This window comes from Imperialibacter sp. (assembly GCF_040222385.1).
Classification (GTDB): domain Bacteria; phylum Bacteroidota; class Bacteroidia; order Cytophagales; family Cyclobacteriaceae; genus Imperialibacter.
The window spans coordinates 79,096-99,684 of the sequence record NZ_JAVKDF010000027.1 but is presented as its reverse complement, the minus strand read 5'-3'; the positions used below and the strand labels follow the sequence as shown (position 1 = coordinate 99,684).

Below are 20,589 nucleotides of genomic sequence, written 5' to 3'. Positions count from 1 at the left end.
TGACAAAGGGATGAGATATATAGTAATAGTCTTTTTGTTTTTGGGAGCGATGATCAGAGGTAACTCCTCGCTGGCCCAGTTTACTACCAGCCCAGGCACCACGATAGGTATTACTGTTGCCACCAAGGTTGGTGTGCAAGCCAATGCGATCAACCAAGGTACTATTTCTAATAATGGCACGCTTTATCTCTACAACGACTGGAGTAACTCAGGCACCTACGGAGGTTTGGGTATTGTGAATTTGACAGGGACAAGCCAAACATTTGCTCACAATGGGCAGCAATTGGCCTCGTTGTTTGTTAACGGGGGAGGCTCGAAGCAAATTTCATCCAATGTTTTAATTACTGAAGGGCTTGTGCTCACGGACGGGCTGATAGATGTAAACCCATCGGCCAACTTTGTTGTGAAAAGTACTGCCAGTATTTCCGGCGCATCTTTGTCGAGTTATGTCCGGGGGAAAATGCAAATTTCAGGGCAGGGCAATCAATACTTTCCCATTGGCACTGGCTCCACCTTCACTCCAGTTGAGCTAATAAAAGTAAAAGGCAATGCTCCGGTGGTTGCCATGGAGGCGAAAGAACCTCACCCGGTCGGCCAAGGTGGCCTGGGGGTTGTCGAAATCTCACAGGCTAGATATTGGGAGAGAACAGTTGTTTCGGGCGAAATGACTGAGGGGAAAATTACCTTGCCGACAATCAATGAAAGCTTCATAGGCACGATGAACAATGCCTCAATAGTGGCATCAGATGAACTTGGCGGTACTTACGAAAGCCTGGGCCAGCAGTCTACCAGTGGCACGGTTGACAACGGCACGGTTACCAGTTTTGAAGACGCACTTTTTAACTTTTATGCCTTGGCCAGCGAAATCAATAACAGCAGGGAAGCCGACTCCATCGCTTTGGTAAAGCTTTATGCAAGAGCAAATGGAGACGACTGGATCAACAAAACAGATTGGTTAACTGCCCCGATAGATACCTGGCACGGCGTCAGCGTCCAGGGAGGAAGGGTAGTGGGCATCAACCTGGCTGACAATAACCTCACAGGCCGCCTCACAGCTGACCTTAGAAAGTTGTCTTTGGCGGCCAGTCTGAACCTTTCAAATAACCAAATCGGACAGGGCGTACCTGCTTCGGCAGCACAGCTTACCAACCTTCAAACGCTCAACCTGGCGAGCAACAGGCTGGAAAGCCTTCCCAACCTTTCAACGTTGCCTAATATTCAGTTGATCGATGTTTCTGGTAACCTTTTACAATTTGATGACCTTGAACCGAACATCGGACTCTCTAATTTTAACTATGCTAACCAGGGCAAATTTGGAACGGCGCTGGATTCCCTACAGCCGGTTCATACCTCTTTTGTTCATGATTTGTCGGTCGGCGGATCTGCCAACGAATACCAATGGTTTCGGAATGGTGAATCGGTTGCTCAGGCCAACTCGTCTACCTATGCCATCGATGATTTGATTTATGACAACATGGGAGAATACGAACTCCGTGCTACGAGTTCACTAGTTCCTGACCTTATTCTGGCCAGCAATACTCAGAAGATCAGGGCGACAGCCAGCGTGCAAGGGCGAGTAACGAACGCAGATGGAGCCAATGTTGCCAATGCCACTGGTGCTACGCTGGGCATTAGACCTGGGCGTTACGACACCCTGGGTAGTTATACCGGGGGAGCCAACGGTTTGTTTTTTATTTCTCAACTTGTGTTAGGAGACTATCTGCTCTATGCCAGCCAAAACAACAACGTTTATATTCCCACCTATCATAAAAGGACGATAGATTGGGCATTTGCCGACGTCGTAAACTTGAGGGAAAACACTACTGGCGCCGACATTACGATGGAGTATCTTCCAAGAGAGTTGACACCAGATGATGGCGACAACGTTGTGTTGGGTTTTTTGGATGAAGATTTCGGCAGTGGCAAAGTGTTGGACCGCAAACGGGTGAAGGGAGCAGGGGTAAGCATTAGTCGTTCAAGGTTCAGAGCAAAGGGAAACGAAGACGACTATGAATTGGTGGTGTACATACAGACCGATGAAAACGGTGAGTTTGAAATTAGCAACCTGGCTGACGGCGATTATAGGATCAATATTCAGTACCCCGGCATTCCAATAGACCCAGCCTCTTTTATCGACTTCCAGCTTGGAGGCGGAGCAGGCCTGGAGCAAAACAGGATCTCACTCGAAGCATTGGTGACGGAAGAGTCGCTCCTTATTACGAAGGTGAAGGAAACAGGCATTTATTTGAGCTATTTTAAAGACCTTGAAGTGTATCCTAACCCGGCTGACAAATTCGTTACCATCAAATATGAACAGCTGGTTAAAGGAAACGTTGTGGCTGAGTTGATGGACCTGAACGGAAACAGCCTGAAAACTATGGCGCTGAAAAACGAGAAGAACAGCACACAATTAATGGATGTTACGGCTTTCAACAATGGGATATACGTCCTTCGTTTTCATGATCAACTGGTTCCCGGCAGGCCAATAATTACCTACAGAATAATTATTTCCCGGTAATTTTTGTTGACTAGCTTTACAGGGAAAAAGCAGCAAAATGTTCAATACAGAGGAATTCAACAGACTCATTAAGCACAGGAGATCAATTTACACAGGGCAATTTACCGGGGAGAAGGTGGACGAAGCTGTTATTCACCAAATGCTGGAAAATGCCAATTGGGCACCCACTCATGGGCTTACCGAGCCCTGGCGATTTACCGTTTTCACTGGTGATGGCATTCAAAGATTGGCAGCCTTTCAGGCAGAGTTATTCAAGAAAGTAACCACTGCCCAGGGCAACTTTAATGAGGGTAAATACGAGGGACTTAAAACCAAGCCACTGTCGGCATCTCACATTATCGGCATAGGAATGAAAAGGGATGAAAAAGGAAAGATCCCGGAAATTGAAGAAATTGAGGCGGTTTCATGCGCTGTGGAGAACATGTACCTGACGGCTGCTGCTTACGGAGTTGGTTGTTATTGGGGCTCTGGAGGAATCACTTATATGGAAGAGGCAAAATCATTTTTTGGCCTTGGCAAGAATGACAAGTTTCTGGGATTCCTTTTTGTTGGTGTGGCAGGCTCAAAATGGCCGGAAGGAAAACGAGGATCAGTGAAAGAGAAGACAACCTGGGTGCGTTAGCCTTTTAACAATCTTCATATTCGCATACATCCTTCGTGGTCTCCACCTCAAAGGTCTGGTGGTTGATGCCAAAAGAGGTGGCAACTTTGCGGGCGTCCCTTTTGACAGCGGCGACAACTTGAGATGAAGCGTCATCTTCCACTACCAGGTGGCACGAAAGCACATTATACTGTCCGTCCATTGTCCACACATGAATATCATGAACGTCACTTACGTGGTCAATCGTCATCAACTGATCGTGGATTACCTTCACGGATACATCGTCTGGCACAGCCTGCAGAAATATGGTGATGGTTTCGCTCAATGTGCGATATACACCAAACAAGATGAAAACTGCTATGCCTATCGACAGCAAGGGATCGATAAAATACCAATCGGTAAAATGTATGACGATGGAGCCGATCAGTACTGCCACCCAGCCAAGCACGTCTTCCAGCAGGTGCCATTTTACCACTTTTTCGTTGGCGGTTTTTCCGCCCCACATTTTCCACGCAGCAGCACCGTTAACCAGGATACCCAACACAGAAAAAATCAGCATACCAAAAGTTTGTACTGGCTCTGGGTTCCAGAAACGTGGAACTGCTTCAATGATGATAATGACAGAACCGGCAAAAAGAATGAGGCCGCTAATGGTAGCCGAAATGAGTGAGAACCGCTTGTAACCATAGCTAAAATTTTTGTCCCGTTTTTTTCTGGAAATCCGCTCAAAAATCCAGCTGAGCCCTATGGCCATGGAGTCACCCAAATCGTGGAGGGCGTCCGATAAAATAGCCATGGAATTTGTCAGCAGCCCACCTATCAGCTCGAGGATGGCAAAGATCAGATTGATGAAAAAAACAGCCCGAAGCTTTCCCGAGCTGTCGTGCTCGTGATGATGGTGATGCCCCTGATGATGTCCATGCTGATGCGCCATGCTCAAATATCAGGCATATATGACTAATTCCCAACGGAAGGCCCATTTCCATTGAATATCGTAAGATTGAATCTTGGCTTTGTAGAGTATATCCTCCAGCTCGGGCTTGAGGAATGACCTGAGCACGGATAGCCGGGCATCGTATTTGACCATGGGTGAACGGGAGAACAGTCTTGTTAGCCAATCAATAGAATGATAGGCAAACCAGTGGCGGTGCAGGTCATTGTTGATAATGCCCATGTTCACCTGCCCGACCCACTGCGAGTAGAAGGCAATGAGCTCGGACTCGGGGAAATGATGCGTGAACAAGCTGGTGTGGATAATGTCAAACTTTAGCCTGGAAAACGCCTTCGAGTAAATATCAATCTGCTCAAACCTGATTTCAGGAAAATCTTTCGTGTTCTCCCGGGCATATTCCAGCACATGAGGATTGGCATCAATGCCTATCAACTCCAATTGTAGATTGTTTTTTCTACCCCAGCCAGCAAGCAGCTTCATGATATCACCACCGCCGCAGCCAATATCGGCGATCACTATTTTCTCTTTTCGTTTTTCGGGATAGCGGCTGAGCAGTTTTTTCAGGCCACTCAGGCTGATACTGTTGCCGCCAAGTAATCTGTTAATTGTGTCGAGCTCTTTAAGAGTTTGGACAATAATGTCTCCCGAGGAGCTAAGATCATCCATCCATTCCAATGCTGCCGATCGCTGGGAAAAATCAGGCATTACTTCCGACATTGATTTCGAGCAGCATACTTTCGAGCGTTAGGCCAGGCCCAAAGGCGAAACTAAGCACCTTTTTCCCTTCATCTTTTTCCGACAGGCTTTCTATGATCCTTTTTAGAACGAATAACACGGTGGGTGACGACATATTGCCGAATTCACGGAGTATTTCGTAAGCAGCCCAGTTTTGCGCCTTTTCTATGCCAATAGCCTCTTCGATGGATTCAAGTATTCGCTTGCCTCCCGGGTGGATGGCAAAGTAGTCGACAGCGGCTACAGAGCCCCCGTGTTGCCTCAGAAGTTTTTCAGTTAGTCTTCCGATGCCACCCTTTACAATGTCGGGCACATAGGCTGAAAGTTTCATCTCAAAACCGAAGTCGCCAATTTGCCAGGCCATGTCAGTTTCTCCCGTTGTGTCGACATCACAGTGGAAGTTTGCAAGCTTAAGGTTGACTCCGTTCTTCTTTTTTCCAGCAATAAGCATGGCTACAGCACCATCTGCGAAAAGGGCATTGGCCAGGAGGTTGTCTTCTGTTGGCTTGTTCTGAAAGTGCAAGGTGCACAGCTCCACGCAAACGACAAGCACTTGTGCACCGTTGTGCGAGCGACAGATGTTGTCGGCCACTTTCATGGCATTGAATGCAGCGTAGCAACCCATAAAGTTGATGGCTGTGCGTTGCACATCACCTGCCAGACCGAGCTGTTGCAGCAACTCGAGGTCAAGCCCGGGAGCATACATACCCGTGCAGCTAACAGTGACAAGGTGCGTTACCTCGTTTTGCCAGTTTGGCGTCAGCCCGATAGCCTTCTCGAGATCGCTTACAGCTTTTTGGCAAAGAGGAAGTGCCTCCTGTCTGTACCGCTCCATTCTTGAGCTGATGGTTGGAAATGGCTCCAGGCGCTCGTTTTTGGGGTAGAAAATGAAGTCATCTACTGCCGCACCATAGTCGTCGAGCACCGAATGGCGGTATCGAATACCGGAAGCCCGATAAAGTGCCTCCAATCTGTTGGCATCTTTCCCGGTCAGCCCGTGCGCTTTAATCATAAACCCCAAAATCTCGCTTTGACTAAAGCGATGAGCGGGGGTAGCGGTGCCTATTCCGAGAATATTAGATTCCATAGATGGTATAATAAGCTAAATTTAGCCTTACTTGTTCAAACACTTGGCTATTATATGTTACAAAAGGCTACCTGGCTTCATCTTCGCATACCCTTTTCCTTCTACTTATTACCGGTATTTGTGTTTGCCTGTGCGACTGTAAAGCCTGATGGTCTTTTATTGACCGGGATTATTTTCTTAATACTTCACCTTTTCCTTTACCCTGCCAGCAACGGGTTTAACTCATATTTTGATAAAGATGAAGAAAGCATTGGTGGTTTGGAGCGTCCACCAAAAGTATCTGAAGAACTTTACTGGACGTCACTGATCTTCGATGCCGTAGCGCTTGTCGCTGGTTTTATGATTAATTGGGTATTTGCACTGATGCTTTTTGGCTATGGACTGGCGTCGAAAGCCTACAGCCACCCGCTTACCCGCTGGAAAAAGAAGCCATTGCTTGGCTGGCTTGTGGCTGGCTTCTTTCAAGGGTATTTCACGTTTATGCTGGTAGCAGTAGGCTTGAAAGACTTTTCCCCTGAGCTATTTCTGAATGCCAAATATTTCGTGCCGGCTTTTTTATCCTCCGCCCTGCTTTGGGGTTCGTATCCTATGACCCAGGTGTATCAACACGAGGAGGACGGAAGAAGAGGAGATGAGACGCTGAGCCGTAAGCTCGGTGTTTTGGGCACTTTTCATTTTACGGCCATCTGTTTCACGGCGGCAAGCGGCGGATTTTTCTACTATTTTTTGACGAGCTATGAAATGACAACAGCATTGGCTTTTTTAATAGCCATGGGGCCGGTGCTCGCCTACTTTCTCTGGTGGTATGCCACGGTGCGAAACGATAGAAAGCAGGCAAACTTTAGAAACACCATGCGGCTGAACTTCTATTCTGCCGTCTGCCTCAACCTGTTTTTTTCCTGGCTTTGGCTGTTTACTTAGAAAGGTTGGCCATGTGTTTGAGCGATAATACGTTTGGCTAAAAATGGCAAGCCACCCACCAGCCCCACGCCAATATTGGATGTAAAATGAGTGCCAAACAGATTTTGCGACTGGCGGCCTACCCACAGGCGGCGGGCAAATTGCTGCTTCCACTTCTGAGCATATTCTTTTTCAATGGCCGCCAGGTCAAAGGCATTATTCCGGCGGTGGGAAGTAATTATTTCTGCCAAAATTTTAGCGGAATGAATGGCCATAGCCATACCGTTGCCACACAAGGGAGTGATCAGTCCAGCCGAGTCGCCCGACATCAGGATACCGTTGTTGGTAGTCTCCTTTTTCTCAAAAGATACTTCGTTGATCACCTCAGGGCCATCGAACAGGAAGTCGGAATTTTCAAAAAGCTCCTTCAGCCTCGGGTTTTGGTAAAGCACAGCCTTTTCCATTTCTGCGATGCCTCCGGAGCTTTTCAGGTTTTCGGTGCGGCTCAGGTAGCAAACATTGTAGGTGTCATTTTCAACCTTACTAATGCCGCAATATCCTCCTGGAAAATTGTGAAGGGCTATTAAATCCTTTGGGAAATCGGTTTTCACATGGTACTTCACACCAACAAAGGGTGACCTTTTTTTCATAAAAGGCCTGTTGAGCTGCTTGTCAATTTTAGATCGTTTGCCGTGCGCCCCAATCACCAGCCTGCTGCTGGCCGATTGACCGTTGCCATAACTTACCACAAAACTTTGATCCTCCTTTAAAATGTCATCAACAGATTGATTGAGGGCAAACTGCACACCGCTTTCAAGAGCTTTCCCATAAAGAAACTGATCGAATTGAAACCGGCTGATGCCAAAGCCACCCATAGAAAGGGACACAGACGCCTGCTTGCCAGAAATGGACGATAGGCTGAATCGATTGATGGTGGCGGGTTCGAAATCGTCGGGATAGAGCCCGTTGCGCCGCAAAAAAGGCTCCACCTCATTCGAAATGTATTCTCCGCATACCCGATGAAAGGGGTAGCTTTTTTTTTCGACCAGCAGCACATGGAGCCCGTTTCTAGCCAGCAATATGCTGTTGACCAGACCGGCTAGCCCACCACCGATAATCACCACGTCTTTCATGAAAGAGAAATATAAGGTAAAATCAGACGCCGGGGTGTTTTGTTTAGGAGTTTGTCACTTAATGACAAAAGTCAGTAGAAATAAATCCCAATATCATAACTTAGAGGAGTATTCTCGCTGAATTTTGGAACATGCAGACAACCCTCCCAAAGAAGCCTGTTGCAGAGAAAACTTATTGCTATCACTGTGGTGATGAGTGCCTCATTGAGCCTATTTTGGGCCACGAAAAGCACTTTTGCTGTGAGGGCTGCAAAACTGTATATGAGTTGCTACAGGACAACGGCCTTTGCGACTACTACGAACTGGAGAAAACCCCTGGGTTGAGCTTGAAGCAGCCAAAATCCAGTGAGGCCTACGAATTTCTTGACGAGGAGGTAATCAGTAAAAAACTGATTGATTTCACTGACGGCAAGACCACAAAAGTGACCTTTTATATTCCCGCTATTCACTGCAGCTCTTGCCTTTGGCTACTGGAAAACCTCCCAAGGTTGGAGAGTTCGGTGACAAGCTCCAGGGTCAACTTTGTGAAAAAGGAGCTTACGATAGCCTTTCAGCAGGACAATGTAAGCCTAAGAAAAATCGTAGAGTTACTGGCTTCTATTGGCTATGCCCCGCTCATTACACTCGAAGACGAAGCAAAAGAACAGAAGAAAGCTTCCTCACCCAACCGGAAGCTCTATGCACAACTCGGTGTAGCGGGTTTTTGCTTTGGAAATATTATGTTGCTAAGCTTTCCTGAATACCTCGGCTTCGATGGTGACGAGGATTATCTCAAACAATTTGTTGGCTATCTGAATTTCCTTTTGGCACTTCCTGTCGTGTTCTATTCTGCGCAGGACTATTTCGTTTCTGCTTTTAAGAGCCTGCGAAAGAAGTTTGTCAATATAGACGTGCCCATTTCTCTTGGTATTGCTGCCCTTTTTTTGCGGAGCACCTATGAGGTGTTTTTAGGAGGAGAGGCGGGCTATTTCGATTCGCTTGCGGGCCTGCTGTTCTTCTTGCTTATTGGCAAGTGGTTTCAGAGCAAGAGCTACGACCATCTTTCATTTGAACGAAATTATACCTCCTACTTCCCCCTGGCGGTGCTCAAATGGGTTGACGGTGCAACCAGAAACATCCCCGTTTCTGACATTAAGAAAGGCGATATTTTGCTGATTAGAAACAAAGAACTGATACCAGCTGATGGCATTCTCATCAGCCCTTCGGCCTCGGTAGACTACAGCTTTGTTACTGGCGAAAGCGACCCTGTAAAAAGGACACAGAATGACTTGCTGTATGCCGGCGGGCGCCAGCAGGGCGCTTCCATTAAGGTGCTGATAGAAAAGGATGTGTCGCAGAGCTACCTTACCCAGCTTTGGAACCATAGCTCCTTTGTAAAGGAAAATGAGGAACAGTACCAGCAGCTGATCAATGTAATCGCCAGGTATTTTACTATGGCTGTCATGGTACTGGCCACCGGAGCCTTTATTTTTTGGTGGCAGCAATCGCCTACACTGGCGGTAAATGCATTTACCGCTGTGCTTATTGTTGCGTGCCCCTGTGCGCTGGCATTGGCCACACCATTTACGCTGGGCAATGCTATGGTGATGATGGGCAAAGCTGGGCTCTATTTAAAAAATACGCATATCATTGAGAAAATAGCCACCATCAATCGCCTGGTTTTTGACAAAACAGGAACCCTTACCTATGCAAAGGACGGGGAAGTGATGTTGGGCGGGCGCTACTCGGACGACGAGCTTCAAGCCATTTTTTCGGTGACCAGCCACTCCACCCACCCACTAAGCCGTAAACTGCACGAGCACCTTTCGCAACGCTTTGCTCAAAAGCTGCCGGTTGATAAGTTTAAGGAAATTGAGAACAAAGGTATTGAAGCAGCCGTCAACGGGAAGGCGTATCGCATTGGCTCTCCATCATTTTGCTTTGAAGAGGCCCGGGTGTCAATCACTGAGGGTAATATGGTTTATTTGGCCATTGATGGAATTACCCGGGGTCACTTTTCCATTCGCACAAAAACGAGAGGTGGGCTGAAGCAAGTAATTCAAAAGCTCGGAGCCAGTTTCAAAACTACGCTGCTTTCCGGCGACAGATCTACCGAACAGACGTTGATGAAGGAGGTTTTTCCCGACGAAACGCCCATGTATTTCAATCAGACACCGGAAATGAAGCTGGAATATGTGGCTGCTTGTCAGGCAAGTGGTGAAAAAGTGATGATGCTGGGCGATGGCCTGAATGATGCGGGGGCACTTCAGCAGGCCGATGTGGGCATGGCCATCAGCGAAGATGTGGCCAGCTTTTCGCCAGCCAGCGATGCTATTTTGGATGCCAAAAGCTTCGAGCGGCTTCCAACGTTTCTGTTGTTCGCCAGACGAGCCAGACAAATTATTTTTATTTGCTTTGGTGTATCATTTGCCTACAATATTGTGGGTTTAAGTTTTGCCATGACAGGCATGCTCACCCCCCTGCTGGCTGCTATTCTTATGCCCGTGAGCAGCATCACCATTGTGGCGCTTAGCACGATCTTAATCCGATTAGTTGCAGGTCACCTTAAACTCACGTAAGACATGAAAATTATTATCCTTCTTATCAGCATCAGTGTAGTTGTGGCGATCGTTTTTCTTATCGCATTTCTTTGGGCAATGAAAAGCGGCCAGTACGAAGACACCTACGGGCCATCTGTCAGAATGCTGTTCGACGACAACATCAAAAAAGACGAGAACAAAACCGAAAAATAGCCGTAAGGTAATCGTTAACTAAAAGTTACCTTTGCGCAACCAAGAGGTTAACGATAGACACTTTAGCAGACGGATAAATGTTGTTTTCACCTGAGGGGAGCACCCCGGTTAAGAGTTTTCTGAACATTGGAGCCTTTGTTCTCAGAGTGCTGGGATTTTTCTTCCTCCTCTTCTTTTTCGAGCGGTTGCTGTTTGTTGCCTTCTATTTTCCGGAGATATGGGGCGAAGCTGGATTCCAGGAAACGCTCCGGGCCTTCTATATGCCCTTCAGGCTTGACCTTTCTGCGGCTGCTTATTTTACCGTTATCCCCTTTTTGCTAAGCCTGGCCTTTCTCTTTGTCGGGCATCAGCGGGCGAGAACCGTGCTGACTAAAGTCGTCACCGTGCTGATTCTGCTATTTGCAGCCCTAACGATTCTTATTCATGTAGGTGAAACGGTTACGTACCAGGAGTGGAAGTCGAAGCTTTCTTCACGGGTCTTTGTGCACCTTGCCCACCCTACCGAGGTGGTTCGCACAGCGACTCCCGCTTACATGGTTGAGTTTGCTCTGATGGTGCTGGTATTGGGGCTTGTTGTATGGCTGCTCTACCGCAGGCTTTTGAAGAGGGCAGCTCCCGTAGCTGCGCAAGGTTCCTGGCTCCAGCGTTTTGCCATTGGCCTTCCAGTGCTTCTTTTTTATGCCTTTCTGCTTATTGTGGCTATAAGAGGGGGTTTGGGCAGGTATCCGTTAGGCATATCTAATGGCTATTTTTCTAACTATCACATCGTCAACGATGCCTCGGTCAACACCATCTGGAACTTTGGAGACAAATGGCTGCGATACCGCAAGGGCAACCTTGATCAGTTCTTCGGTAAATATCCACAGGAGAAGGCCAACGATATTACAAGGGCCTTGTTGAGTGACCACGACAGCCTGACTACAAAGGTGCTTAAAAAGGACACTTTCAATATTGTGTTCATTGTGCTCGAAAGCTGGTCGGCCCAAATGGTGGAGGCGCTTGGTGGGGTGGGTGCACCAAGTGTCTCGAAACTGGCCAGCGAAGGCATTCTTTTTGAGCGGGTATATGCGGCGTCATGGACGTCGCAAAAAGGTAACGCATCCATTTTTAGCGGCTATCCGGCCTTGCCTCGCAGCCCCATCAATCAGCAGGACGAGAAAATACGCAGCCTGCCTTCTTTGCCCCGGAGCCTTGGTGACTACAATTCGGAATACCACTACGGCGGCGACCTCGATTTTGGAAATATCGGTGGCTATCTGGTGAATGCCGGGTTCAACAAATTGTTCGATGAAGACTCGCTTAGCATTTTGCAACCACGGGGCCGACTGGGGGCACACGATGAAGCTACCCTGCCTTATTTTTACGATCAATTGGAGCGAGCAGGCAACCGAGACAAACCTTTCTTCTATTCACTTTTTACACTAAGCAGCCATTCACCTTACGACATACCCGGACTGACCGACTGGCCAACCGGTGGAGAGTGGGCTGCCTATGCTGCTACTATTGCCTATGCCGACGAGCATTTGGGTAAGTTTTTTGAAAAGGTCAGGCGTTCACCTATTTACGACAAGACCTTGTTTGTGTTGATAGCAGATCATGGTCGCACCAACGAATACAACCCCTTTCCTTACAATGATAAGATGTACCACATTCCCATGATTTGGTGGGGAGGAGTGATCAAAGAGGACTTTCGGGGAGCCAAAGTGGATAAAATAGGTGCTCAATACGACCTTGCCAAAACGCTATTAAGTCAAATGGATCGGGGTGTTTCCGGCTATCGGTTCAGTAAAGATTTGCTCAACGAAGGGTCGGGGGGCTTTGCTATGTACGAGCACCACAATGGCTATGGTTGGGTGGACGCCAATGGCTATTTCGCTTTCGACTTCGACAGGAACAAAGTGGTAGAAAGTGAATTTACTGACGAATCTGCTTTTGCTACCGCCTACGAAAATAGCAGAGCCTTCATCACGGCGGTGTACAGGGATTTTCTTTTCTAGATCATTCGTTCCAGGCGGAAAGTGACCTTTACCTCTTCTGCGTTTCGCAGCAGCCTCAGCGTAACTTTTTTCCCTTTTTTAAGCCGCATGAGCGTGGTAAGAAAGTTGAGGCTTGTATTCGTTATGGTCAGGCCGTTCACCGTTTTGATAATATCGCCTTCCATCACACCAGCCCTTTTTGCTGGCGAGTTTTCCCTCACATTAACAACCCTGATGCGATTGAGCTCTGTGCCATGCGCCACCACTTCCAGCCCGCTCATATCGTACTCAAACTTCTTTTGGTACTCAACGCTTTTTGAGAGATAAAGCGTTTGGCTGAAGTAGTCGTAAATATGATTGAACCTGCTGAGGATTTCACCTCCTACTGTGCCATTCCTTCGCTCAGCTTCTTCCGGAACGAGGCCATACGAACCTTCATTCGGGTAGGAAGCGATCACATCGTCAAAGCTGTATTTACCGATCTTCACCTTGTCGACTCTGGCCACTACGCCTTCTATATCACCACCAAGGCCTTTGCCCAGGCTCGCCTCAAGGTTCTTTTCTGGCAGATGAATCAGCGAACTGGTGCTCTGATCAAGTAAAATTGCGTGACTGGCGCCGCTATCAACCATCAGGGCCACGTTCATTTTGGTTCCATTTTTTTGAGTGATTTCGGCAGCCATATAGGGCTTGGTACCACGAACAATGAGTGGCACTTTTTCATAATATTTTTTTGGGTTGAAAAAATTAGGCTCGTAGAATTTTACCACCTTCTTGTCATAATTGACTTCGATGATAAACCGGCTGAACAGCTCATACCCGATGATGCCGAATACCTCGGTGCCAAGCTGATTGCTTAGGTTGAGGTAGTCCTGATCAAGCACCAGCATGGAGATGCCTTGTCCTTCAATGCCGGGGAGCTTAAGCTGCACATTTTTGGCCACGTGCGCCAAAATGCTGTCCGCTTGCCCCGGAGCAGTAAAGGTGATGGTGCGGTCGTAGGTAAGGTTGAGGAGAGAGGCGACAAGGGGCTCCGTCAGAATACAGTTTTGAACACCGCTGTCGAGAATGAACTTGACAGTAATCCTGCCATTGATAGTTACCGGGATAATAATCAGGTTATTGTATCGCTCGAAAGGAAACTCGATCACCTTGGCACCTGTGCTCATTCGAAAGCCCAAAAATTGAGCATGGGACTGGAGGGTAAGAATTATGACAAAGAGGAAGGCAAGGCATTTGGAAAAGGTCGTCCTCTTCATTATTTTGAATCGGTTAGAAATATCAGGTGGTTGTTTTACGTAATGTAAACATTTCTGTTTTTCATTACACTTACTTTGAGCCTCTTATTTGCCTGATTGAATATGACAAAAGTCAGTATTGCAAATGGCATTCGTCATTAGCCTGGCCTGTGCTTTCAAATAGTTTTGCCGTGTTTCCATTTGCTAACCCTCTATAAATATGGAATTAGAAAAATTCAGCTACGACAACAAAATAGTAAAGTACTTTGCTATTGCCACAGTTGTCTTTGGTATCGTGGGTATGCTGGTAGGCCTTACTGCAGCCATTCAGCTTTTTTACCCGATATTCAATTTTGACCTGCAGTACACCACATTTGGTAGAATCAGGCCGCTGCACACCAATGCGGTGATTTTTGCATTTGTGGGCAACGCTATGTTTGCCGGTGTGTATTACTCCTTGCAACGGCTGCTAAAAGCCAGAATGCTGAGCGACGCCTTAAGCTGGATTCACTTCTGGGGCTGGCAACTCATTATTGTGGCTGCGGCCATCACATTGCCGCTTGGTTTCACGTCCTCTAAGGAGTATGCCGAGCTGGAATGGCCGATCGACATTGCCATCGCCCTCATTTGGGTCGTTTTCGGCATCAACATGATAGGCACCATCCTCAAGAGGCGGGAGAGGCACATGTATGTGGCCATTTGGTTTTACATTGCCACATTCGTCACCGTTGCAGTGCTTCATATTTTCAACTCGTTTGCATGGCCGGTAAGCCTGTTCAAAAGCTATTCAGCCTTTGCTGGAGTGCAGGATGCACTGGTTCAGTGGTGGTATGGTCACAACGCCGTGGCTTTTTTCCTTACCACCCCCTTCCTTGGCTTGATGTACTATTACCTGCCCAAGGCGGCTAACAGACCAGTTTACTCTTATAAGCTGTCTATTATTCACTTCTGGTCTTTGATATTTATTTACATCTGGGCAGGCCCTCACCACTTGCTCTATACCTCTTTGCCCAATTGGGCTCAGTCACTCGGTGTTGTCTTCTCCATCATGCTCCTGGCTCCTTCGTGGGGTGGTATGCTCAATGGCCTGCTAACGCTTCGTGGTGCCTGGGACAGGGTGCGTGAAGATGCAGTATTGAAATTTATGGTGGTGGCAGTTACCGCCTACGGTATGTCAACATTCGAGGGGCCTATGCTTTCACTGAAAAATGTGAATGCCATTGCTCACTTCACCGACTGGATCATTGCCCACGTGCACATAGGTGGCCTGGGCTGGAATGGCTTCCTTACTTTCGGCATGCTCTACTGGATGATCCCACGGATTTATGGGACAAAGCTTTTCTCCGATAAGCTCGCCAATTTCCATTTCTGGATTGGCACCCTTGGTATCATTTTCTATGCCTTGCCACTCTATTGGGCAGGCATCACCCAAAGCTTGATGTGGAAACAATTCACAGAAGACGGTTTCTTGCAGTATCCTAACTTCCTTGAAACTGTCACTCAGATTGTGCCCATGTACATGTTGAGGGCTGTTGGTGGCTTGCTTTACATCATTGGAGTGCTGGTAATGGCTTACAACCTTGTGAAAACAGCCTATGCTGGTAAGCTGATTGCCAATGAGCCAGCGGAAGCGCCAGCGCTTGAAAAGAGGGAAATTGTTGGGGGACATTGGCACGCCGTATTGGAGCGCAAGCCGATCATTTTTACCAGTCTGGCACTTGTTGCCATTTTAATCGGCGGGGTGATTGAGTTTGTGCCGGCATTTTTGATCAAATCCAATGTGCCCACTATCGCCAGCGTGAAACCTTACACACCATTGGAATTGCACGGCCGAGATATTTATATCCGGGAGGGCTGCAATACTTGCCATTCTCAAATGGTGCGCCCATTCAGGGAGGAAACGGAGCGCTATGGAGAATATTCTAAGGCAGGAGAGTTTGTGTATGACCATCCATTCCTGTGGGGCTCTAAACGTACCGGGCCCGATTTGCACCGGGTAGGTGCCAAGTACCCCGATTCATGGCATTTCAATCACATGCTTGACCCCACATCCATGTCGCCTGGCTCGATAATGCCCCGCTATCCTTGGTTGTTTGAGCAACAGGTTGATGCCGACCTAACTCCGGCCATGATCAGTGCATTACGCAATGTAGGGGTGCCTTATGAGGAAGGGTTTGAGGATCAGGCCAATGCGCTTATGAGTAAACAAGCGGCATTGATAGCCATAAATCTGAAAAAGGATGGCATAGAGATCGCCCCGGAGGCGGAGATCATCGCACTTATAGCCTATTTGCAACGCCTGGGCACCGACATCAAAGTGAAGGGAGTTGCCAATCAAAATGTATCGTCAACCCAGGAAGGAGGAAACTAGCCATGTATAAGGAAGTATTAAGATCAATCACAGGTATAGAGATTTGGCCACTTGTTTCACTGGCTATCTTCTTCGCCTTCTTTGTCGGGCTATTACTTTGGGTTTGGTTGGCAGACAAAGACTATATAGATGAAATGAGCCACCTCCCTATGGATAGCGATCAAAGTTCCACACCTAACCAGTTGAATCATGACACACTTAAATAGACTTTTGGCCTTATTAAAGAAAAAGCCGAAAACGTGGTTAACGCTTTTTGGATTGCTGATGCCTGCAGTGGGCTTTGGCCAGGATGCAAACGCTACGCCAACCACCTCCGATAGCCCTGAATTGTTGCTCTATACCGCCATGGCACTAGTTGTCATTGTGGCCGTTCTTGTACTTGTGGTGGCGCTCTATACCCTCACCATTATCAAAGTGATTATCAGGAAAGAAAAAGTGAGCGAGTTAGCTGACCAGGGCCTGACGTATGAAGAGGGACCCGGCTTCTGGGCAAGGTTTAATCAAAAAATGACGGATGCTGTGCCACTTGAAAAGGAGGACGCCGTATTGCTCGATCACAACTACGATGGCATCAGAGAACTTGACAATCACTTGCCGCCATGGTGGAAGTACATGTTTTATTTGTCGATAGTTTTTGCTGTGGTTTATCTGCTTGCCTACCATGTTTTCGATACACTTCCACTTCAGGAGGAGGAATATCAAAACGAATTGGCGGTGGCCAGTGAGGAAGCTGAGGCCAGAAAGCTGCTCGCTGTAAATGAGCTGGATGAGAACAGTGTGGAAGCAACGGCTGTTGAAGCTGAACTTGTCAATGGAAAAGACATCTTCGACAAGAGTTGCGCCGTGTGCCACGCTGCTGATGGCGGAGGTGGCGTGGGCCCCAACCTGACCGATAAATACTGGATTCACGGCGGCTCCATCAACGACGTATTTAAAACCATCAAGTACGGTGTGCCTCAGAAGGGTATGATTGCCTGGCAGGCTACTTTGAAGCCAACAGACATCAGAGACGTTGCGAGTTACATCCTGACTATGCAGGGCACTACGCCTGCAAGCCCCAAAGAACCTCAGGGAGATCCATATGAACCGGGAGCCGCAGGGCAGGAATCTGGAAACTAGAGACATGAAGTAAGCATCCCAAAAAGCGATGGAAGATTTATATGAATATGATGAACTGTACCGTGACACAATTGCCACTGTAGATGAACAGGGCAAGCGAGTGTGGATTAACCCCAAAAAACCCAAAGGGAGGTATCACACTTACAGGATAGCAGTAACAGTGCTTTTGTTAGGTTTATTATTTGGTGCTCCCTTCCTTTCCTGGAGGGGACACCCAATGTTCCTCTTCAATATTTTCGAGCGCAAGTTTATTCTATTCGGCACGGTATTCTGGCCTCAGGATTTTATCATTTTTGGGATAGGCATGATCGCCTTCTTTGTGTTTGTGATTCTTTTTACCGTAGTATTTGGCCGTATTTGGTGTGGCTGGATGTGCCCTCAGACTATCTTCATGGAGATGGTCTTTCGGAAAATCGAGTACTGGATCGAGGGTGACGCTAATCAGCAGCGTAAACTGGCGAGACAGGACTGGAATTTTGAGAAAATTTGGAAGAAGGGTCTCAAGCTTTCCATCTTTTTGGGGATTTCGGCGCTTATCGCCCACACGCTTATGGCCTATCTGATAGGGGTTGATGAGGTGGTTACCATTATATCGCAGCCGCCCACAGCACACATGGCGGGGTTTATTGGGCTTGTTGCATTTACAGGCATCTTCTTTTGGGTTTTTGCCTATTTTAGAGAGCAAGCTTGTATTGCTGTTTGCCCTTATGGCCGTTTGCAGGGCGTGCTTCTCGACAAAGAATCAATCGTTGTGGCTTATAACTGGTTGCGTGGCGAACCCAGAGGAAAAATAAAGAAAGAAGTAGCCGGAGCGAAAGCTGAGCCACCTAAGGGCGATTGCATCGACTGCAAGCTTTGTGTGCACGTGTGCCCAACCGGAATTGATATCAGAAACGGCACTCAGCTGGAGTGCGTCAACTGCACAGCCTGCATAGACGCATGCGATGAGGTAATGACGAAGGTTGACCGCCCAACGGGCCTCATTGGTTACTACAGTCACAGCATGGTCAGTGAGGGGGAGAAGTTTTCTTTTAACACCAGAATAGCTGCCTACACCGCAGTCCTTGTGGGAATTTTGGGGCTATTGGCCTTTCTGCTTACCACCCGAACAGACGTGGAAGCTACCATGCTGCGTGTTCCGGGAATGCTTTATCAGGAGAAGGAAAACGGAATGATCTCCAATCTTTACAATATTCAGTTTGTGAACAAAACCTATGAGGATATTCACATAGAAGTGAAGCTGAAAGACGCCAACGGAGGCACGATTGACCGGGTAGGGGGCGAAGGCCTGGTGATACCGGCAGCCAGCAACCTGGAGTCCGTTTACTTTATTGATCTGCCACGAGAGAATGTGACCGAAACCAGTAATAAGCTGGTGATACAACTCTATAGAGACGGAGAGTTGCTTGATGAGATAAAGACAAACTTTCTAGGGCCCTTTAAACAGAAAAAGCCATGAACTTCGGAAGCTGGATTACAGTAGCCTTTGTACTATTTGCAGGTCTTATTATCAGCCTTGTGGTGGTGTGCGTGCGGCAGGATGTGTCGCTGGTTTCAGCAGACTACTACCAGCAGGAAATCAAGTACCAATCGAGGATCGATGACATTTCCAACGCCCAGGAATCATCGACAAAAGTTGAGGTAACCCGCACGCCCGGTGAGAACCGGCTGGAGCTTTCATTCGGTGAACAAGGAGCTGCACTGACTGGCGAAGTCGTTATGTTTCGTCCATCTGATGCCAAACTTGATAAGAAGTTTTTGCTGAAGCTGGACGATACAGGAAGTTTTCAAATGGACACCTCTCAGCTAAAAAAGGGACTTTGGAAAATGAAAATTTCCTGGCAACAAGGAGGACAGACTTTCTTTGAAGAGAAAACTATAGTGATCTGATATGCCGCTTTGGTCAGCTTTTGTGCTTGGACTATTTGGCAGCCTACACTGTGCAGGCATGTGTGGCCCGCTTGTTTTTGCCCTTCACAAAGGAGGTAGCGGCTATGGAAAAATCACCTACCACACGGGTAGAATTCTTACCTACGCTCTGTTGGGCCTTACACTGGGTGGTCTTGGTTTTGCCGCCCAACTTGCAGGTTTGCAAAAGTGGTTTTCTCTCCTGCTTGGTATTGGGCTGCTTGCGTCAGTGATATTTCCCTTGATTTCTTCCCGATTTCATAGTCATTACCTTACCGCAAAAACAACTGGATGGCTATCAGGCCATGTCAGAAAATGGATGAGCAAGGCAGTGGCTTCGAGTGGCCCGTTTCGCCAACTTTGGCTTGGCGGATTGAACGGCCTGCTGCCTTGCGGCATGGTCTACATTGCCATAGCCGGTTCATTGTCCATGGCCAACTACTTTCAAAGTAGCTTATACATGATCTTCTTTGGTCTGGGCACCTTGCCCATGTTGTTGGCTATTTCCTATGGCAGTGGGTTAGCCAATCATGTCAGCTGGCTGAGCGTAAGAAGGCTGGCTCCCATTTTTATTGCGTGTCTTGGCCTGTTGCTCATTTGGCGTGGGCTCAATCTTCACATTGAGTATATGCCGGGGGCGCCTGGCAGCAGTCCTTTTGCTGGAATTACAATCTGTACGACTCCCTGATACTTCTACAAGCATATCTGCAGATTTACTATCTTTGAGTAAAAGGCAAGAAATGGACTCTTTCGAACTCAAATTTCCGGATAAAGTACTTGACTCCTTTACAGAGGAGGAGTTTTATATGTTTTGCCAGCAAAACAGAGACTTGAAGTTTGAACGAACTTTTGATAAAAGAATTATCATTATGACACCAAGCGGGGGGTTAATTGGTAATAAGGGAATGCGCATTGGTGCGAGGCTTGATGCGTGGAATGAGCAAACCAACCTTGGATATACGTTTGATTCGTCTACCGGATTCACGCTTCCAAATGCAGCTGTTCGCTCCCCCGATGCATCATGGGTTGCAAAAGCCAGATGGGAGGCACTTTCACTTGCAGAGCAAGAAAGGTTTCCGCCAATTTGTCCCGACTTTATCATTGAACTGATGTCTCCTTCTGATCGGCTTTCCGAGTTACACAAGAAAATGGAAGAGTATCAAAGCAATGGTTGTCGTCTTGGCTGGTTGATCGACTCCGCAAAGAGGGTGACATACATTTATCGCTCTGAAGGAATGATTGAAACTCCATTCAACAAGGTTCTTGACGGCGAAATGGTGCTGCCAGGTTTTAGCCTAAATCTGACAAAGATATTTTAA

General features: G+C 47.5%; 17 protein-coding genes. 12 read left to right on the top strand and 5 right to left on the bottom strand.

Annotated elements, in window-relative coordinates; all coding sequences use genetic code 11:
- Positions 1–10: 10 nt before the first annotated feature.
- The gene (locus RIG68_RS13550) at positions 11–2,518 is read left to right on the top strand and encodes a T9SS type A sorting domain-containing protein (RefSeq protein WP_350123049.1); all 2,508 of its coding nucleotides are present in this window, start codon (positions 11–13) and stop codon (positions 2,516–2,518) included.
- 37 nt (positions 2,519–2,555) lie between these two features.
- Positions 2,556–3,140 (top strand): nitroreductase family protein, encoded by a 585-nt coding sequence (locus RIG68_RS13545; protein ID WP_350123047.1) that lies wholly within the window; start codon positions 2,556–2,558, stop codon positions 3,138–3,140.
- A gap of 4 nt (positions 3,141–3,144) precedes the next feature.
- On the opposite strand, the gene RIG68_RS13540 is transcribed toward RIG68_RS13545, so the two are convergent.
- From RIG68_RS13540 to RIG68_RS13530, 3 genes are read right to left on the bottom strand one after another with little or no spacing between them, the layout of a single operon-like run.
- Entirely contained in the window at positions 3,145–4,053 is a 909-nt protein-coding gene (locus tag RIG68_RS13540) for a cation diffusion facilitator family transporter (protein ID WP_350123044.1), read from the bottom strand.
- 9 nt (positions 4,054–4,062) lie between these two features.
- On the bottom strand, positions 4,063–4,776 hold the full coding sequence (locus RIG68_RS13535) for a methyltransferase domain-containing protein (RefSeq protein ID WP_350123041.1): 714 nt from the start codon (positions 4,774–4,776) through the stop codon (positions 4,063–4,065).
- On the bottom strand, positions 4,769–5,893 hold the full coding sequence (locus RIG68_RS13530) for a type III polyketide synthase (RefSeq protein WP_350123038.1): 1,125 nt from the start codon (positions 5,891–5,893) through the stop codon (positions 4,769–4,771). Before RIG68_RS13530 ends, RIG68_RS13535 begins: the two co-directional genes overlap by 8 nt.
- Before the next feature lie 54 nt (positions 5,894–5,947).
- Here RIG68_RS13530 and RIG68_RS13525 point away from each other — a divergent pair, with 54 nt between their 5' ends.
- Positions 5,948–6,814, top strand: a complete 867-nt coding sequence (locus RIG68_RS13525; protein ID WP_350123035.1) for a UbiA family prenyltransferase — start codon at positions 5,948–5,950, stop codon at positions 6,812–6,814.
- Here RIG68_RS13525 and RIG68_RS13520 read toward each other — a convergent pair.
- The gene (locus tag RIG68_RS13520; protein ID WP_350123032.1) at positions 6,811–7,926 is read right to left on the bottom strand and encodes an NAD(P)/FAD-dependent oxidoreductase; all 1,116 of its coding nucleotides are present in this window, start codon (positions 7,924–7,926) and stop codon (positions 6,811–6,813) included. The genes RIG68_RS13525 and RIG68_RS13520 overlap by 4 nt on opposite strands.
- A 131-nt stretch (positions 7,927–8,057) precedes the next feature.
- Between RIG68_RS13520 and RIG68_RS13515 the strand changes: the two genes are divergently transcribed.
- The 3 genes from RIG68_RS13515 (at position 8,058) to RIG68_RS13505 (ending at position 12,655) form a co-directional block, all read left to right on the top strand.
- A complete protein-coding gene (locus tag RIG68_RS13515) occupies positions 8,058–10,484 on the top strand; it encodes a heavy metal translocating P-type ATPase (RefSeq protein ID WP_350123029.1) in 2,427 nt (808 codons plus the stop codon).
- A gap of 3 nt (positions 10,485–10,487) precedes the next feature.
- Positions 10,488–10,658, top strand: a complete 171-nt coding sequence (gene ccoS / locus RIG68_RS13510; RefSeq protein ID WP_152001522.1) for a cbb3-type cytochrome oxidase assembly protein CcoS — start codon at positions 10,488–10,490, stop codon at positions 10,656–10,658.
- Between the two features lie 77 nt (positions 10,659–10,735).
- Positions 10,736–12,655, top strand: coding sequence for an LTA synthase family protein (locus tag RIG68_RS13505; protein ID WP_350123026.1), 1,920 nt, complete (start codon positions 10,736–10,738; stop codon positions 12,653–12,655).
- On the opposite strand, the gene RIG68_RS13500 is transcribed toward RIG68_RS13505, so the two are convergent.
- A complete protein-coding gene (locus tag RIG68_RS13500) occupies positions 12,652–13,893 on the bottom strand; it encodes an aspartyl protease family protein (RefSeq protein WP_350123023.1) in 1,242 nt (413 codons plus the stop codon). The genes RIG68_RS13505 and RIG68_RS13500 overlap by 4 nt on opposite strands.
- A 199-nt stretch (positions 13,894–14,092) precedes the next feature.
- On the opposite strand from RIG68_RS13500, the gene ccoN reads away from it, so the two are divergent.
- The 6 genes from ccoN to RIG68_RS13470 all read left to right on the top strand — a co-directional run bounded on the left by ccoN (position 14,093) and on the right by RIG68_RS13470 (position 20,589).
- Positions 14,093–16,243: a cytochrome-c oxidase, cbb3-type subunit I gene (gene ccoN, locus RIG68_RS13495; RefSeq protein ID WP_350123020.1), complete on the top strand. Its 2,151-nt coding sequence runs from the start codon at positions 14,093–14,095 to the stop codon at positions 16,241–16,243.
- Positions 16,244–16,432: 189 nt separating this feature from the next.
- Complete coding sequence (locus RIG68_RS13490) at positions 16,433–17,362, top strand: cbb3-type cytochrome c oxidase N-terminal domain-containing protein (RefSeq protein WP_350123017.1); 930 nt, start codon at positions 16,433–16,435, stop codon at positions 17,360–17,362.
- 28 nt (positions 17,363–17,390) lie between these two features.
- A complete protein-coding gene (gene ccoG / locus RIG68_RS13485) occupies positions 17,391–18,821 on the top strand; it encodes a cytochrome c oxidase accessory protein CcoG (RefSeq protein ID WP_350123014.1) in 1,431 nt (476 codons plus the stop codon).
- Entirely contained in the window at positions 18,818–19,252 is a 435-nt protein-coding gene (locus RIG68_RS13480; protein ID WP_152001528.1) for a FixH family protein, read from the top strand. Before ccoG ends, RIG68_RS13480 begins: the two co-directional genes overlap by 4 nt.
- 1 nt (position 19,253) lies before the next feature.
- Positions 19,254–19,958 (top strand): sulfite exporter TauE/SafE family protein, encoded by a 705-nt coding sequence (locus RIG68_RS13475; RefSeq protein WP_350123011.1) that lies wholly within the window; start codon positions 19,254–19,256, stop codon positions 19,956–19,958.
- A 52-nt stretch (positions 19,959–20,010) separates the two neighbouring features.
- Positions 20,011–20,589: a Uma2 family endonuclease gene (locus RIG68_RS13470; protein ID WP_350123008.1), complete on the top strand. Its 579-nt coding sequence runs from the start codon at positions 20,011–20,013 to the stop codon at positions 20,587–20,589.